The 17123-nt window shown below is 47.1% G+C and carries 13 protein-coding genes; 9 read left to right on the forward strand and 4 right to left on the reverse strand.

The annotated features are described in order from the left end of the window. Positions 1-7 precede the first annotated feature (7 nt). A complete protein-coding gene (locus V1467_RS12410) occupies positions 8-1648 on the reverse strand; it encodes a DUF418 domain-containing protein (RefSeq protein ID WP_416305288.1) in 1641 nt (546 codons plus the stop codon). Positions 1649-2082: 434 nt separating this feature from the next. Here V1467_RS12410 and V1467_RS12415 point away from each other — a divergent pair, with 434 nt between their 5' ends. Genes V1467_RS12415 through V1467_RS12430 form a run of 4 tightly spaced genes read left to right on the forward strand, consistent with a single transcriptional unit; the run spans position 2083 to position 7517 of the window. Next, positions 2083-3072 carry an NAD-dependent epimerase/dehydratase family protein gene (locus tag V1467_RS12415; protein WP_416305289.1) on the forward strand — a complete coding sequence of 330 codons (990 nt, stop codon included), beginning with the start codon at positions 2083-2085 and terminating at the stop codon, positions 3070-3072. A 32-nt stretch (positions 3073-3104) separates the two neighbouring features. Then, entirely contained in the window at positions 3105-6464 is a 3360-nt protein-coding gene (locus V1467_RS12420; protein ID WP_416305290.1) for a PAS-domain containing protein, read from the forward strand. Between the two features lie 8 nt (positions 6465-6472). Further along, the gene (locus V1467_RS12425; RefSeq protein WP_416305291.1) at positions 6473-7186 is read left to right on the forward strand and encodes a 2'-5' RNA ligase family protein; all 714 of its coding nucleotides are present in this window, start codon (positions 6473-6475) and stop codon (positions 7184-7186) included. Continuing rightward, positions 7170-7517, forward strand: a complete 348-nt coding sequence (locus V1467_RS12430) for a GFA family protein (protein ID WP_416305292.1) — start codon at positions 7170-7172, stop codon at positions 7515-7517. The genes V1467_RS12425 and V1467_RS12430 overlap by 17 nt, the downstream gene beginning before the upstream one ends. 49 nt (positions 7518-7566) lie before the next feature. Here the strand turns inward: V1467_RS12430 and V1467_RS12435 are convergent, their stop codons facing one another. From V1467_RS12435 to V1467_RS12445, 3 genes are all read right to left on the reverse strand, one after another. Then, positions 7567-8574, reverse strand: a complete 1008-nt coding sequence (locus V1467_RS12435; RefSeq protein ID WP_416305293.1) for a sulfite exporter TauE/SafE family protein — start codon at positions 8572-8574, stop codon at positions 7567-7569. Between the two features lie 74 nt (positions 8575-8648). Continuing rightward, positions 8649-9287 (reverse strand): response regulator, encoded by a 639-nt coding sequence (locus tag V1467_RS12440; protein ID WP_416308700.1) that lies wholly within the window; start codon positions 9285-9287, stop codon positions 8649-8651. Positions 9288-9420: 133 nt separating this feature from the next. Further along, positions 9421-11709, reverse strand: coding sequence for a TonB-dependent receptor (locus tag V1467_RS12445; protein WP_416305294.1), 2289 nt, complete (start codon positions 11707-11709; stop codon positions 9421-9423). A 270-nt stretch (positions 11710-11979) separates the two neighbouring features. Here V1467_RS12445 and V1467_RS12450 point away from each other — a divergent pair, with 270 nt between their 5' ends. From V1467_RS12450 to V1467_RS12470, 5 genes are all read left to right on the forward strand, one after another. Then, positions 11980-13275: a GntP family permease gene (locus V1467_RS12450; protein WP_416305295.1), complete on the forward strand. Its 1296-nt coding sequence runs from the start codon at positions 11980-11982 to the stop codon at positions 13273-13275. Positions 13276-13284: 9 nt separating this feature from the next. Next, positions 13285-14484, forward strand: a complete 1200-nt coding sequence (locus V1467_RS12455; RefSeq protein ID WP_416305296.1) for an E22 family MetX-like putative esterase — start codon at positions 13285-13287, stop codon at positions 14482-14484. Further along, a complete protein-coding gene (locus tag V1467_RS12460) occupies positions 14481-15467 on the forward strand; it encodes a polyhydroxybutyrate depolymerase (RefSeq protein ID WP_416305297.1) in 987 nt (328 codons plus the stop codon). The genes V1467_RS12455 and V1467_RS12460 overlap by 4 nt, the downstream gene beginning before the upstream one ends. Then, entirely contained in the window at positions 15464-16231 is a 768-nt protein-coding gene (locus V1467_RS12465) for a 3-hydroxybutyrate dehydrogenase (RefSeq protein ID WP_416305298.1), read from the forward strand. Before V1467_RS12460 ends, V1467_RS12465 begins: the two co-directional genes overlap by 4 nt. A gap of 465 nt (positions 16232-16696) precedes the next feature. Next, positions 16697-17119: a hypothetical protein gene (locus V1467_RS12470; protein WP_416305299.1), complete on the forward strand. Its 423-nt coding sequence runs from the start codon at positions 16697-16699 to the stop codon at positions 17117-17119. Positions 17120-17123 lie beyond the last annotated feature (4 nt).

Below are 17123 nucleotides of genomic sequence, written 5' to 3' on the forward strand. Positions count from 1 at the left end.
GGATAAATCAAATCCTGAATTTGTGCAGTTGCATATAGGTCAGGCAACGCCACAACCATTCCAATGGCCCGAATCTGAAATAGCTCAACCACCAGCGTGAGATTAACGCCTGCGCGAATAGAATACCCAAGGCAATGGCAACCTGCCAGGCTCGCCCCACCTCACCGTACAGCCCTCCGGCATAGCCATAAAAAACACTGGTCAATATAACCGAATGCATAATGTAATTGGTTAACGCCATACGCCCCATGGGTGCCAGCCATAATAAATAGCGACGGGTAGATTGTTTATGTACCAACAAGACCAGCGCGCCCAGATAGCCGGCGGTCAACACCATTTGCCCGAAAAAGAATAATGTCTGGGCCGCGGTGCGTATTTCAAAAGCGTCTTTAGCTGCGGGATGTACATCAATCAGCATGCCAGCCACACTCATTATTAAACCAAAACTTAATCCCACCCAAGTCATTGTGGTGAACAAAACCACATGCCGTTCAATATGATTGATGATGCCACTGGCAACAAACCAGTAGCCCAACATAAACAGGGGAAAGCCCATTATCAGCACAAACATTGGCGTGTATTTCAACATCTCTAGCGCCTTCTGACTGCGATACAAGGTTGCCGCCCAATAGTCCAGCCGGGTAAAGGTTTTGTTTTCCAGTTCCACCTCGCGCCAGTTTTCCAGTTTAGTGTTAAAGCGTTCATCAGCCTCAAACTCGATTAACTCTTCGGCAGTCATATCCTCTTCGTTTTTTTCCTGAAGCGGTGTTTCAGCGTCGCTGACTGGCTGAATTTGCTGACCCGATGCAGTATCATCGTCATCGGTTGTTGATTGTTGAGGCAATACCGGTGAAGGGCCCCCTTCGTTATGCTCCTCAGACGGCTGCGGCTCATTTTGACCTTGATTAACCTGGTCCAATAAGTGTGAGCCCACTACCGGATTGTCCATCGCCGTTTCCTGCTGTTTGGCCTCCTGCAGTTTTTTATCTGATATCGCCACCACGGCCTGACGTTGATACCAGTCTTGTCTTAACTGGTTTAAATCATGAGTTGCGCCAATATATAACCCGGCAAACAGGGCGATAACTGCGGGCAATATCATCATGCCCAGTGCAATGCGCAAGAACCACTTGGTCTGAGCCAAGCGCACCATTTTCGGTCGCCGAATAAGCAACACCCAACCAAGTAACAACAATCCCCCCAGCGCATAATCGTGCAGAATATCGCCTCCCCATAAAAAACACATGTGCAGCATGCCGATAACAAACAACACCAGCATGCGACGCACAAACCAGCCGGTAAAAGGACGTCCGGCATGTTGGGCTCGAATCAGCATGACGGCAAAGCCCATGCCGAACAGCAGCGAGAACAACTTGTAAAACTTGCCCTCGATAAACACCTTGATTAACCAGCCTGCTGTCCAATCCAGTCCCTGATAGCTGGTATCAAATTGGCCGAGACTGGTCAGGGCTATATTAAAAAACTCGATATTCATCAGCAAAATGCCAAACAGGGCAAAACCACGCAAAATGTCCATCACATCCAGACGATTCTCGGCACTAACAGGGGTGAGTGATGGTTCAAAGCAAGTTGTTGGGAGGCTGGCAGTGTAACTTCCCGTTTCTGTTGTGTCGCTATGATTGGGCATAATCGTTGTTCCTTAACTAGAGCCTGTTGATCTTTGCGGTATAAATTTTGTTCTAACTAAACGCTTTTTAATCGCGGCGCTTATTTGCAGGCCTAATGGGTTAAGTCAAAAATAAGCAACAAAGAGTAAAAAGCGTTTAGGACGAACCCTTTGGGCAACGTTTGTGCGGCCTTTCTACGGCTTCAGCACTCATTCATGTAGAGCAACTACACCACAATCGTGCTTCATTGTATAAATGCCGCACAATTCGTTGCAAAAGTATACCGTAAAGCTCAACAGGCTCTAGGGCCTTGTTCCGAGTGGATTGCCTTTTTTGAAAGTCATCGAAAGTATAGGCGGGAAAACCGCCAACAAACTGTAATTGCTTGAATTTTTGTAAGTCTCCGGCTTTAAAGTTATGCTGCTTAACCTGTTTGGTTAATACAGTCTCAAATATGATGAAAGTCCTGTTTATCGGTGGTACCGGCAATATCAGCACGGCGGTGAGTCGAGCCTGTCTGGCACAAGACATTGAGTTATTTATACTTAACCGGGGGCTTCGTCAGGTTGATTTAGTCGGCGCCAAATCCATAGTCGGCGATATTAATTCAGCTCAAACTCAAACCGAATTAGCCCGACATCAATGGGATGTGGTGGTTAACTGGATTGCTTTTGATCAACAAGACATTGAACGGGATATCAAACTGTTCAGCAACAAAACCGGGCAGTATATTTTTATCAGTTCTGCGTCTTGTTACCAAAAACCGGCAAGTTCGCCCTTTATTACCGAATCAACGCCATTACACAATCCGTTTTGGCAGTATTCGCGGGATAAAATCGCCGCCGAAGATGCGCTGCTAAAAGCCTATCGCGAGAATGCCTTTCCCATCTGTATTGTGCGCCCTTCGCTAACTTACGATACGGTAATCCCCTTGCCTTTTGGCGGCTGGACTGAATTTAACGTGATACAACGATTAAAACAGGGCAAACCCATTATTGTGCAAGGTGATGGTACGTCATTATTTACCATCACCCACGCCAGTGATTTTGCCAAAGGCTTTGTCGGTTTATTGGGTCATCCGCAGACTATTGGTCACGCGTTCCATATTACCAGCGATGAAAGCCTGAGCTGGGATCAGATTAATCGGGCTGTAGCAGATGCGGTTGGAGTAACCGCTGATTTATTACATATCCCATCCGACTTTATTGCCCGCATTGACCCGGATTACTCTGGCACTTTATTGGGCGACAAGTCCCATAGCGTGATTTTTGATAACAGTAAAATCAAACAATTTGTCCCGGATTTTTGTGCCACTATTCCTTTCGCCAAAGGCATCCGCAAGACCATTGATTGGTTTAACCAGCAGCCCGACAGGCAGGTGGTCAATCCTCACACCGAAGCCAGAATCGAACGCATTATTCAGGCTTATCAAAAGGGTTGTTGAGTTGACCGGCGTAAAATCAGGAAAGGATAACGATGTTTAGTATCTGGTCACTGACGCTGGTAGCGATCGGTTTTCTGGTCATGCTGTTCGCCGTGGGCTTTTGGGGCGACAGATTTCACCCCACCACCCGGCAACGTCCGATCATTTACAGTTTGGCGCTGGGTGTACATTGCACGTCTTGGGCGTTTTACGGTACAACGACCCAGTCCGCCACCTATGGCTGGGCCTTTACACCCACCTATATGGGCAGTATTGCGGTATTTGTGTTTGGTTACCCGGTGTTGCAAAAAATCATCCGTTTATGCCAGCAACACAATATCAGTTCAGTAGCCGACTTTATTAGCCACCAGTACGGCAAGTCGCACTTTATCGCCGCTTTTGTCACCTTGATCTGTTTTATTGGCGTGTTGCCCTACACCGCGCTGCAACTCGATGCGGTAACCGCCAGCGTCAATGTACTGACCATGAACGAAACCCAATGGCCAGGCGGCGTCAGTTTATATGTCGCGGTGCTGATGGCGATCTTTGCGATTTTATTTGGTACCCGTAGCTTAAGCCTGACCGAGAAACACCCGGGCTTGATGCTGGCGATTGCGTTTGAGTCCATCGTTAAACTGTTAGCCTTTGTGATTATCGGCTTATTTGTCTGTTATTTTTTGTTTGACGGCATACTGGACTTGCTCGGTCAGGCACAACTGCATCCAGAGTCCAAACAGGTATTATCCAATTCTTCTGCCCCCTGGGTATATTTAAGCCACATGCTATTAGGCTTTTGTTCGATGTTCTGTTTACCACGCCAGTTCCATATTAACTATGTGGAAAACAACGGCGAACAGGAGTTGCGCACTGCGCGCTGGTTATTCCCGCTTTACCTGCTGGCCATTAACCTGTTTGTGCTACCTGTGGCACTGGGCGGCAAAATCCTGCTGGCCGACGCCAGTCCGGACAGTTACGTGATGGCGTTGCCGATGTTGTCGGACAATCCCTGGATTGCGATGGCTGCTTTTATCGGGGGGCTATCGGCGTCATCCAGTATGGTTATTGTGGCGACGCTGGCAATGGGCATCATGATGGCCAACAACCTGATTACCCCCTTGTGGCTGAAATGGCGCTTTCGCGCCGATCAGCAACAGGTGTTAACCAAACAGAGTCTGTTAAATATTCGCCGCACAACTGTTTTGCTGGTTGTCGGTTTGGCGTACCTGTACTACCAGTACCTGAGCCGAACGGCTCCTTTGGTCAATAGCGGTATTATTGCCATGTCGTTACTCGCGCAGCTTGTGCCCAGTTTATTGTTAGGTATGTACTGGCAACGCAGTCGCAAAATGGCAGCCACAACAGGTATTTTGACAGGCTGTGCCTGCTGGTGTGTCTATCTGCTGTGGCCAAGTGTGACATCTACCTACTATTTCGAAGAGCTCCCTACCGATTTGGCGCTCAGTCAGGGCGTTTATCTGAGTCTGGCGGTCAACATGCTCAGTTATATTGTGGTTGGCCTGCTGCCAATTAAACGCAGCCAAAACGACATTTCAACTGCAGGTGAAGAACAGCGGCCGGTGTTTTCTGCGATTAAAATATCGGCACTGTTAGCCATTACGCAAAAAGTCTTTTCGCCCCAACAACAGCAGCAACTGCAAGATAAAATCAGCCAAGACGATTTAAGCAGCTTTGCCAGTGGTCAGCTAATTAGCAAAATAGAAGTGGATTTGGCCGCGCATGTTGGCACCGCCAGCGCGCGTATACTGCTTTCCGCCATTACCGAACAACAGCAAGTGCCGCTGGAACAACTGGTTGGGCTGGTAGAAGAAGCCAGCCAAAGTTACCAGTTTAATCACGAGCTGCTGCAATCTTCGGTGGAACATATTGATCAGGGTATCAGTGTGGTGGACAGGAACCTCAAATTACTGGCCTGGAATCAGCGTTATATCCAACTTTTCAATTATCCGGATGGCTTTATTCGCGCCGGTCTGCCGATTCAGGAGCTGTTACGTTACAACGCCGAACGCGGACTGTTTGGCAGCAAAAAAAATGTTGCGCAGGAAGTCGAAAAGCGGATTGAATACCTGCAACAGGGCAGCAGTTACAAATATTTACGTAGCCAACCTGACGGGCGGGTAATAGAGCTGCAGGGTAATCCCATGCCGGGTGGCGGATTTGTAACCACCTACAGTGACATGACCGACTATGTCAAAACCCAGCAACAATTGCAGGAAGCCAAAGACCACCTTGAAATCCGCGTTACCGAGCGCACCGATCAGCTACAACGGGTAAATCAGGCACTTGAGTTGGCGAAACTGGAAGCAGAGAAAGCCAATGAAAGTAAAACCAAGTTTTTGGCTGCCGCTGGCCATGATTTGATGCAACCTTTTAATGCCGCCACTCTTTTTGGCAGCATGATTGAACAACAAAGTGGTGATGCCCAAATCAAAACCATGGCCAGTAGTCTGCTACAATCGCTTAACAACGCCGAAGAACTGCTTAGTATGCTGCTGGACATGACCAAGCTGGAATCTGGCATCCTGACCAGCAACGTGCAGGATTTTGCCCTGGATGACATTCTGCAGCCACTGGTGGACGAGTTCAGTTTACAGGCACAACAGAAAGGTCTGGCGTTAATTTATGTTCGTAGCCACATTTATGTCCAGTCGGACAAGAAACTGTTACGACGAGTACTGCAAAACTTGCTCTCCAACGCTATTCGCTATACCCGACAAGGTAAAGTACTGGTCGGGTTGAGACGTTCGAACAAGCAGATTTATGTGCAGATATGCGACACAGGATTAGGTATTGCCAAGCACCAGCAACAGGAAATATTTAACGAATTCCACCAACTCGACCAGCATAACCGCCAGGGGCTGGGGCTAGGACTAACCATAGTTGAACGTATTTGCACCCTGTTACACCATCCGGTAAAAGTTCGTTCCGAACTCGGTCGCGGCACCTGTTTTTCGGTGTCGATACCCAGAGGCAAACCTATGGTTCGAACCGCAGTACTTGCGGCGCCGGAAGTAACAGAAAAAACCGCTTTTTTACGCAACAAACGGGTATTGATAATTGATAACGAAACACAGATCCTAAACGCTATGCAGCAGTTGTTTAATCAGTGGGGGGCAAAAGTCGATACCGCGACGAATCTGCAACAGGCGCGGGAGTTGACGACCGATATACCTGAGCTGATGCTGGTGGATTATCACCTTGATCATAATGAAATCGGCATTAACGTCGCATTGGAACTGCATAAACATTGGCAAAAAACCGTGCCCACTATCGTTAACTCGGCCGATTATTCCGACACGATCCGCGAACAGGCCATCGAAGCCGGATTTGCTTTTTTACATAAACCGGTGAAATCCGGTGCACTAAAACGTTTGATTAAAAAGTTACTGGAATAAAATTCGTTATGGAGCACATCTATAGGCAAATGTGGCAGGAAGCCCAGCCAAATATCCACAACAATAATCTGGCGCTTGACCACCTAATTGATTCCGTTACGGATCGACGTTATGGCCTAACACTAGTGATCAGACCCAGTGACGCTATCAAACAGCAATGCCAATTATTACTGGAAAAATTAAAACACATCGAGCCGCAGCAGTATTATTATCCGGCAGAGGATATGCATATCACCCTGCTGTCGATTATTTCCTGCTACGAGGGATTCAGACTGGATCAAATCAATACTGCAGACTACATCGAGGTAATAAACCGCAGCATCAAAACCTTATCTCCGTTCAAACTGCAATTTAAAGGCGTTACTGCATCCAGTGCAGGTGTGTTATTGCAAGGTTTTAGCCCACAAACCACGTTAAATGATTGCCGGGCAACATTACGTCAAAACTTCAAAAAATCGACGTTACAACAATCCATCGATACTCGCTACGAGTTGCAAACGGCTCATTCGACTGTGGTACGTTTTCGCCGACCATTAAATAACCCAAATCGTTTTATACAAGTTTTAGAACAATATAAAAATATTGAGTTTGGTCAATGTGAAATCAAACATATCGAACTGGTTGGTACAGACTGGTATCACAGAATGAATCAGGTTAAATTGATAAAGACGTTCGGCTTAAATCATTTACTGCAAGGAATCGAAAATGAATATCAACGGTAGTTGCCATTGCGGCAATATCAAATATCAGGCACAAGGGGAATTCGGTGATTTGCTTTCCTGCAATTGCTCAATCTGCAGCAAGCGAGGAAGCCTGTTATGGTTTGTTCCCCGCGAGCAATTGAGTGTCTCAACACCACTAGAAGAACTGTCAAATTACACTTTTAACACGCATAAAATAAAGCATTACTTTTGCCCCAAATGTGGCTGCGCCCCCTTTGGAATTGGCAGAGACGGCAAAGGCAACGAGATGGCGGCCATCAATGCCCGCTGTGCGGATGATTTGGATTTAGCCGGTTTTAAAATCAATCATTTTGACGGCAAAAGTATCTAACTAAGCTTAATTCGACAACAATAAAAATGCTTCCTTTGCAAAACAAGTCCTAGGAAGCGTCTTTATATCTCACCCATTTAGCGCCAATCTGGCGCAATTTTTCAAATCCCATCAGGCAAATCAACACCGCCAGAATTGCCAATGCGGTTCCCCCCAACCCTAACAGTTGTCGTTCGGAAAATAGCGTCCAGATAAATTGTCCTACACATAAGATTGCCACTACCAGCAAGGTCGGTTTTCGGCCGATGCGAGCGACAATAAACACCCCAAGAGGTGCACCTAACGCCACAACAGGTGCAGCGGCCAGCCAGTTTTCATACACTCCCGCTTGCCAACTGTTGGTCAAGGTTTTCACCACAACGCCAACGACCGAGGTGAATGCCATAATCACAACCGAAGTTGGGATAGCAATCTTCAGATCGGCCCGACATAACAGTACCAGTGCCGTATAGATCACCATATCAATACCGACGCCCGTCACCGACACCAATACAATAGCCGCAAATACCCCCAATCCAAGGCCAAGCTTGAAATCCCAGGTTTCATCAAAGTCAGTCATACCACTGTGGCTGGCAATTTCGTCAATACGATACAAATGCAACAAACCAAAGCTTGCCCAGATCACCGCAAACACCAGTTTGATATAAAGTTCGGAAAAATACGGCGCCACCCACAACAGACCAACAGGCGTGCCAATAACAGCACCCAGCATGGCACCATTTAACATCGCGTTGGCGATGGGTTGGCGTCTGGCAAAAATAAAAATAGAGGCACTGACCATGCCGATACTTTGCACCGCAAAACTGAAATCACGGCCTAGACTGGCCGGTAACTCGAATAACAAGACCAGTACGGGAAAGCCAACGGTACCGCCCCCCATAGGAGTAGAACCGGCGGCATAACTGCCGATAGCCATGGCTGCAGCCATGGGCCAATGTTGGATCGCAACCGGCCATAATCCGTTAAATATCATTAAATATAGCCAGACGAGATAAAATCCCGTCAACCACAATAACCAAACCCACAAATACTGCTTTGGGCGTGCCTGCAATCCCATACCCACTCCTTTTCAAAAACCGCAGGATGGTAACACACAAGGGTAAGATTTGATTAGCGGGCTTTGCTGTTTATCTATTCGCCCATAATTTGTCGAAACACCACGCCTGCCTGGGTACGATTAATCACCTCAAGCTTGCGCAATACTGCAGATACATGTTGTTTAATCGTGGTTTCCTGCACATTGAGTTCATAGGCAATTTGTTTATTTAACAGACCATCCGCTAACAGTTTTAACACTTTGAACTGATGCGGAGTCAGTTGTTCCAGTTTGCGCGCGAAACACTTGTCTTGCTCGTTACTACTATTTTCTATTTGCAGGCGAAGTTCCTCGGGCAACCATTGCTCCCCATCCAGCACTTGCTGTACCGCGTCGGCGATCAATTCCAGTGGCGCCGATTTGGGAATATAACCACTGGCACCAAAATCGATAGCACGTCGAATAATGTCGGGATCTTCCTCGGCCGAAACCATAATCACCAGCACACCGGGAAAATTATTTCTAATCGTACTCAAGCCGGTGAGTCCCTGATTACCGGGCATATTCAAATCCAGAAAAACCAGCTCCACGCTATCGTTATTTTCCAGTTGCTCCAACGTGCCGGATAAATTGGCGGCTTGCAGAATATCACCACCCAGCACAGACATAATGGCCTGTTGCATGGCAGCACGGAACAGCGGGTGATCATCAGCAATAATAGCGCGGGCAGACATAACTTCACGGGTTGTCAAAGGCATGTTGATACTATCCGGTATGCGCTGGCAATGTTCAAGACTGGTTAACATAAAATTTACCTCCCCCCAGCCAGCGACAAAAAAGGCGGCCAAAGCCGCCTAAATCTGCAATCTAAAACTTGTAGCCCACCGTTAGACTCACAGTCCGAGGATCGCCGTAGTAACCAATCAAGGTAGTATCACCGCCTGTGCCGGGCCCCGGGTTTTCAGTGGAATATGGCGGAGTAGTGACATCGACAAAAGGATAGTTACCCACCAGATATTCCTCGTCCGTCAGGTTTTTACCATAGAGTCCAACCGTCCACTGGCCATCATCGCTGTACCAGTTGACGCCCAAGTTCACCAGACCATAGCCGTCTTGAGTCAGTAAGTTGCCCTTTTCCACCAGCGAATATTCGCTGCGATAGTAGTAGTTACCGTTAACCACAAAGTCACCCATTGATGAATTGATGGTGTAGTTAAAACCAAGATTAGCCGTTGTTTTAGGCGTGTTGGTAATACTGAACTGATCGGTAATATCAATGGGTGTTCCATCCGGCGTCACCGATTTAACCTGTTTAAATTTGGAATCGATATAACCCAAAGTGGCATACCATTCAAACGAATCAGTCGCCAACACGGTCAGTTCCACTTCCGCTCCGGTCGCTTCGGATTTACCCACGTTACCCAAACGCTGGTTGTTGATAGTCAAGTCATCCGGATCAGGAATAAGGGTGACATACTGACGATCCTTATGGTCGAGCATAAACAAGGTGGCGTTAAAGCGCACAGTATCGTTCCAGTCACTCTTCAAGCCGATTTCAAACGAATCCACGATTTCAGGATCGGCAGCCGGTTCGGCAGTGGTAGCACGCGGATTAAATGCGCCAGATTTAAAGCCTTGGGCGTAACTGGCATACAACATCATATCCGGGCTGTATTGATATTCCATCCCCAGTTTAGGAGTAAAACGCGACCAGTCGGCGTTGTCATCCAGCACCACATTCTGGCTGGCCGCCACCAGTGTTTCATCACGCACAAAACCGGGTACCCAACCCGACTCTGGATACATAGTGCCAAAATACACGGCGTTAAAAACTTCGGCGTCTTTTTCTTCTTTGGTATAACGGGCGCCGGCTGTCAGAGATAATTTTTCGGTTAAATCAAATGAGCCTTGCATATAAACTGCAGTACTTTTGCTGTTACTGCAACCGCCGACTTCACTGGTATAGCCCGGTAATCCCAGACTTATTCCAAGCTCATCCAGAATGGCATCATACTGGCCACAGGAATCCCCCTTGTAATAATACAAACCGGACACCAGCTTCACGCCATCGGTTTGGTAATTAAGCTGAAATTCCTGAGTAAATTGCTCATCGTCATAAATAGCCGGCACATCAAATATGCGTAGCGAGGTGTTATCAAAATCGATATTAGTTGGCGAATAGCCTTCACGGCTTGAGGTAATCGATTTAAACAGGAAATTATCATTAATATCCCAGTTCACCGTCAGACTCAGTCCCTCATTCTCAACTTTATTCCAGGTCGGTAAGCTGGTGTAGGAATCATAGACACTATCCGGCACCGGTGCGTCGGTCAACATACTGGGCAGTAACCGGAAGCCCCCTTTTGAATTGGATTTGTCTTCGGTGTTGTCATAGTTAAGACGCATAAAGACATCGTCTGACGGGCGGAATTCCAGTGTTAGACGATAGGCTTGCAAGTCCTTGTTATAGTTTTCACGATCCTGTCCATCCAGTGCCGAGGTTAAAAACTCGCCAAAACCGTCGCGATTCAAATTGGCGTAGGCAAAACCCAGATACAATTTGTCTTCCATCAGCGGAAACTGTCCGCTCAGTTTAATATCTTTCTGCCCATAACTTCCTACAGTACCTTTGACCGCCAATTCGGTATCCCCGGACATGGCTTTAGTCACATATTTAATTGCGCCACCTATGGTATTTTTACCATACAGGGTGCCCTGTGGTCCGCGCAGCACTTCGATACGCTCCACATTCAATATATCCAGTACCGCTCCCTGTGGACGAGCCATATATACATCATCCACGTAAATGCCTACTCCGGGCTCATAGCCCCATAATGGATCTTCCTGACCTACGCCGCGAATAAAAGCGGTTAATGTCGAGTTGGTACCACGACTTTTTTGCAAGGTAGTATTGGGCGACATCTGCTGAATTTCGGTTACTGTGCTAATCCCTTTTTCAGCCAGTTCAACTTCGCCAATTGAGGTCACTGCAACCGGCACTTCCTGAATGCTTTCTACGGTTTTACGCGCTGTGACTTCAATGCGTTCCAGTCCCTTTTTTTCCGTAGATTGTTCTTGCGCCAGCAATATCGGGCTGGTTAATGCTGTGCTAACAGCCAGTGCGCAGACTGTTTTAGTAAAATTGGGCTTAGTCATGATCTTTCCTCGATACCTGTATTTGTTGTATTTATTGGCACTTGTTTTGTACGGTCGGCAAGTACATTAACTTATTATTAACAAAAGGTATGCTGTACCATAGTACTATGGTTTTTAACCCGGGATTTGACGCATTATCTGTTCACTGGCGTCAGCCGGGTACGTCCACGCATTTGTTTAGCTTCGGTCAAAGCAGTATCAACAAAGTCAGGTTCTTGTAATGAATCAACTGGTTGATATAAATAATGTTAACGCGAAGGACAACACATTATGTTGAGTTTACTGGGGCTGGTCGGGGGATTAATCCTGCTGATTTGGTTAACCATTCGTGGCATGAATCTGTTTATTGCTGCGCCGTTGTGCTCCCTGATTGTTGCTCTAACCAGCAATATCCCTGTTTTTATCGGCGAAACCAATTTCGTCACTACCTATATGGCCGGTTTTTCCGGTTTTATTGCTTCGTGGTTCTTTATGTTTTTGCTGGGCTCCCTGTTTGGCAAATTTATGGAAGACACCGGAGCGGCAGATTCTATTTCTCGCTGGATCGTCAATAAACTGGGCATGAAGCACGCCGTCGCTGCCGTAGTATTGGCCTGTGCCTTGTTAACTTACGGCGGTGTGAGTGTTTTTGTGGTGGCTTTTTCGGTTTACCCCATGGCACTGAGCTTGTTTAAGGATGCCAATTTACCCCGACGTTTTATTCCCGCGGCGTTAGCCTTTGGTTCCGTCACTTTTACCATGACCTCGGCAGGCTCGCCGGAAATCCAGAACTGGATCCCGATCAAGTACTTGGGTACGTCACCCTTTGCCGGATGGGAAGTCAGCCTGATTGTGGCTATTTTTATGGCCAGCTTCGGGTTTTGGTGGCTAAAACGGATGATCAATAAAGCGATTGCCAGGGGTGAAAAATTTGAGCATCGCGAAGAAGATCCCGCTATTCCTGACCGCGACTATCCTCATCCGTTAACCGGCCTATTGCCTTTGGTCGTCGTATTGCTGTTGTCATTTTTATTGCATGATGATTTGCAACAACTGGCACTGATTGTGGCTTTAGGAGGCGGTGTTGTAACCTTGATGGTGATTAACTTTAAACATTTTCACAATCTGAACAATGCTATTTCGGTAGGCACTACCGGCGCTTTGGTCGCGATTGGCAATACCGCTGCAGTAGTGGGTTTTGGCACTATTGCCAAATCGACAGTAGCCTTCCAGCAAGCGGTGGAAGTGATGACCCAGTTACCGGGTAATGAATTGCTCGGCGCCGCAGTCGCCGTCAGTGTGATTGCAGGTTTGACTGGTTCAGCCTCCGGCGGCCAGGCCATTGCCTTGCCCTTGATTGCGCCCCATTATCTGGATCAGGGTGTTAATCCGGAAGAACTGCACCGGATTGTGTCCATTTCATCCGGGGCACTGGATTCGCTGCCTCATAACGGTTATGTCGTCACCACCATTCGCGCCATTTGCAATGAGACTCATCAACAAGCCTATTGGGCTGTGGGAGCATTAACCGTGGTCATCCCGCTAATTGGATTGGGTATGGCAGTACTGTTGTTTAACTGGTTTTAGGATTTAATTATGCGACATTTTTGTATCTGGTTAGGCAAGTTTGTCCTGCTCGCACTTTGCTTGATTCAACTCTGTTGGGCACAAGATACCTTACTGGTTAACAAGCAGCAGTTCACACTGGATGATTTCGTGACCTTTGGCGGCAAAACCATCAAACAGGTCAAAGTGGGTTGGGAAAGTTATGGAAAACTGAATGAAGATAAATCCAATGTCATTCTGATCACACATTTTTTTAGCGGCAACTCCCACGCGGCGGGTAAATATAGTCAGGATGATGCCAAACCCGGTTATTGGGACAGTATCATTGGCCCGGATAAAGCTATCGATACCAATCATTATTTTGTGATTAGTGTCGATAGTCTGGTTAACCTGGGCGTACATGATCCGCATGTAATTACCACAGGCCCCGCCAGCATTAACCCGGAAACCGGCAAACCCTACGGTTTAACCTTTCCGGTAGTCACCATTCGCGATTTTGTTAATGTACAAAAGGCAGTACTGGAAAGTTTAGGTATTAGCAAACTGCATGCGGTGATGGGCGCCTCAATGGGCTCGATGCAAGCGCTAGAATGGGCGACGGCTTACCCGGATTGGGTAGCACGAATGATCTCGGTGATTGGTGTTGGACAAGCCGATGCCTGGACGACATTAACTCTGGAACAATGGGCAATGCCCATTCGCTTAGACAAACACTGGAACCACGGTGATTACTATCAGCGGCAAATACCTGTCGACGGACTGACGGCCTCGTTAATGATGATTACCCAACAGGCTATGCACCCCGATTATATTAACGCCGCGAATCCGCAACATTGGCCGCTGGAAGCCGCACCACTGAATGACATTAACCAGTCTCACCAGGTGGTAAACTGGTTAAAAAACGCCGCTCAGGCCCGTGCCAATATCATGGACGCCAACCATCTGTTATATCTGGTGCGCGCCAACCAGCTTTTTATTGCCGGACATCACGACAAACTCGAAGAGGCGATGAAACGAGTCAAGGCAAAAAGCCTGTTACTACCTTCTCACAATGATTTATTGCTGATGCCCTATATGGCCAAACAGGTACATCAGGCATTGTTGGCAGCAGGAAAATCATCTCAATATGCAGAAATTAACGGTCCCATGGGGCATCTTAATGGTGTCGTGGGTATCGCTCAACACAGTTCAACTATCGCAGCCTTTTTAGCTGCCAAGGATTCATTATGAAAACACTCATTAGCTGTTTATCTCTATTATTGACAGCGTCGGCATTCGCCACACCGCTTCCCGCACTGAAGCTGGATGTTGAGCAAATTACCCTGTCTGGCTTATCCAGCGGCGGCTATATGGCCGGTCAATATCATATTGCCCACGCCGAACATGTCAGCGGTGTCGGCATTATTGCCGCAGGCCCCTACTTTTGCGCCCAGGGCAGTATTTTTACCGCCCTGTCCCAATGTGTGAACAAAGTCGAACAACCCATATCATTACAGAAAATCGAGCAACAACTCAATGACTGGCGAACTAACAACCTGATTGCGCCTGCTGACGCCTTAAATAATGACCGCATCTGGATCTTTCACGGCACATTAGATAGCAAAGTAATTAGTAACGTCAGCGACAAACTGGTTGAGCAATATCAAAACTGGGTGGGTAGAGATAACGTCAGATACATCAATGATAAAGCATTTTCACATCTGTTCCCGACATTGGATAAAGGCACTGATTGCAAAGAATCAACGGCTCCGTTTGTCGGCCAATGTGACTATAACGCCGCCAGCATGATGCTGGATTATATTAGTCCGGTAGAAAAAAATGTTAGTCCTGATGGCAAGCTAATCGAATTTAACCAGCAACAACTGGGCGGGGAAGCCGCAGCCAGTCTGGCTGAAACCGGCTATATTTACGTGCCGGATAACTGTCAGCAAGGACAACAGTGTCAGTTGCATGTCAGTTTTCATGGTTGCAACCAGAATGCCGAGGCGGTTGGCACCGACTATGTGACGTTAACCGGGATCAATCAGTGGGCCAATCAGCACAATACCGTCATACTTTACCCACAAACCAAAAAAAGTACCTTAATGCCGCTTAATCCCCAGGCTTGCTGGGATTGGTGGGGATACACCGACGAAAATTATGCCACTCGCAAAGGACAACAAATACAGGCGGTTAATAACATGGTTAACGCGTTGGCCGGAGATAAAGTATGAAATCATTGGTCATTCTAATTACCGGTGGTGCCAGCGGTATCGGCTTTGGTATAGCAGAACATTTGGGCCAAGCAGGACACCATATTGTTATCGCTGACATTAACCTGCAAGCCGCGCAAGAGGCCGTTCAGACACTACAACAACACAAAGTAACCGCAACCGCTATCGCGCTGGATGTGGCCGATGCTGTACAGATTGCCGCGTTGCCACAACATTTGGGCGAACTACAAATAGATGTACTGATCAACAATGCCGGTATTCAGCATGTGAGCAAGCTGGAGGATTTTCCGGCCGAAAAATGGCAGCAATTAATTAACATTATGCTGGTTGGGCCAGCCTTGTTAACCCAGGCCTTTTTACCAGGCATGAAGCAGCGTAATTTTGGCCGGATTATCAATGTTGGCTCAATTCACTCTTTGGTCGCGTCCCCGTTTAAGTCCGCTTATGTCGCGGCTAAACATGGGTTGCTGGGCTTTACTAAAGTGATGGCGCTGGAAACCGGCGAACATAATATTACTATTAATACCCTTTGTCCTTCCTATGTCAAAACACCATTGGTTGAACAGCAAATTGCCGCTCAGGCCAAAGAAAACAATCTGAGTGAAGAGGAAGTGATCAACAAGATTATGCTCGAACCTATGCCCAAAAAAGCCTTTATCAGTATCGAGGAACTGGCTCAGTCTGCCGAATTCCTGTTGAGTAACGGCGCCAAAAACATTACCGGTCAGACACTGGTTCTGGACGGGGGATGGGTCGCCCGCTAACTGGTCCGGCAAATATTCAGTCAACCGGGACTTTCAACCCGCATCAGTTCCCGCTAAGATATTCCTAGAGCCTGTTGATCTTTGCGGTATACTTTTGCAACGAATTGTGCGGCATTTATACAATGAAGCACGATTGTGGTGTAGTTGCTCTACATGAATGAGTGCTGAAGCCGTAGAAATGCCGCACAAAAGTTGCCCAAAGGGTTCGTCCTAAACGCTTTTTACTCTTTGTTGCTTATTTTTGACTTAATCCATTAGGCCTGCAAATAAGCGCCGCGATTAAAAAACGTTTAGTTAGAACAAAATTTATACCGCAAAGATCAACAGGCTCTAGTTATAAAACAGAACTAAGCGATCCTGCTATTATCGGCAGGATCGTATATTATCTGGATCGATATTCATCTGTGAATATCACAACCCGCAATCGGATTGAATGCGGTTGAAAAATAAATAAGGAAATTTACTATGTTAGCAACCATCAGAGTCCCCCAGCCCGGCTTACGCAGTCTGGTCTCCTTTGTCAGCTTATCAATTATCGTCGCCCTGCTCTTTATCCTCACCGGTAGCTATGGCAGCTTTATCGATATTCTTATGTCGTCGGTTGTCTCAGGTGCTGCCGGTTGGTTGGTCTGGTTTTTAGTCCGCTTCATCCGGCTTGCGCATAACAAAAGGTTAAGATTACAACACATGCTTTCCGGGGGCGTTTTTACCTTGCTACTGCTTAGCAATACTCACCATCCGGCTATTGAAAGTGTTTTTTACAGAGTGGCGGAAAACTGGCAAGTTTCTGTTGCGATGATTCAAAACCCCATGTCCTTTCTATCTGGTACGTTACTGGGACTGGCGTTGTATTTGTTTAACAGTGAAATAAAAACTGAAAGAGCATAAATAA

Source organism: Neptunicella plasticusilytica, assembly GCF_047922965.1.
GTDB lineage: Bacteria > Pseudomonadota > Gammaproteobacteria > Enterobacterales > Alteromonadaceae > Neptunicella > Neptunicella plasticusilytica.